The organism is Pseudomonas sp. PNPG3 (assembly GCF_023093815.1).
GTDB lineage: Bacteria > Pseudomonadota > Gammaproteobacteria > Pseudomonadales > Pseudomonadaceae > Aquipseudomonas > Aquipseudomonas asiatica.
Map to the genome: position 1 here is coordinate 1 of NZ_JALLKV010000179.1, position 284 is coordinate 284.

General features: G+C 60.2%; 1 protein-coding gene. It reads left to right on the forward strand.

Annotated features, from left to right (window positions below):
• Positions 1-32: 32 nt before the first annotated feature.
• The coding region (locus MJ643_RS30645; RefSeq protein WP_247727303.1) for a hypothetical protein at positions 33-284 on the forward strand (252 nt) is incomplete at its 3' end.

The following is a 284-nucleotide window of genomic DNA, read 5'->3' on the forward strand; positions in this document are numbered from 1 at the left end:
ATTCTGCGCCAGCCGAGACAAAAGGGGGTAAAATGACCGAAAGAACCCGCGTTTTCGTCGCAACGCCCTGCTTCGGCGGCGACCTGAAGATGGCCTATGTGTTATCAGCGCTGAAGCTGCAGGCTGCGGCCACGGCCCGGGGCATCGACATCCAGTTCAACCTGATCGGAAACGAATCGCTGATCGTGCGCGCCCGGAACGAACTGGCCCACCAATTCCTGATGTCCGGCGCCAGCCATCTGCTGTTCATCGATGCCGATATCGGGTTCGAGCCCGAGTCCGTG